The organism is Seonamhaeicola marinus (assembly GCF_008085455.1).
In genome coordinates this window covers 1-201 of record NZ_VSDQ01000453.1, presented here as the reverse complement: position 1 = coordinate 201, position 201 = coordinate 1, and the positions used below count along the sequence as shown (strand labels likewise).

The 201-nt window shown below is 39.3% G+C and carries 1 protein-coding gene; it reads left to right on the top strand.

The genetic code is table 11. The annotated features are described in order from the left end of the window. Positions 1-201, top strand: a 201-nt coding sequence (locus FUA24_RS07690; protein ID WP_148541167.1) for an SDR family oxidoreductase, incomplete at both ends; no start/stop codon positions are given.

Here is a 201-nt window from a genome sequence, read left to right as displayed (position 1 = left end):
GCCATTATTCCGGGGATGACAGAACGTAAATCTGGTCATATTATAAACATTGGTTCTTCTGCAGGAAAAGAGGTTTATCCTAAAGGCAATGTTTACTGCGGAAGCAAACATGCTGTTTTAGCGATTACGGAAGGCATGCGTATAGATTTGAATCCTTATGGAATTAAGGTTGGTTCAATAAACCCTGGGTTAGTAGAAACT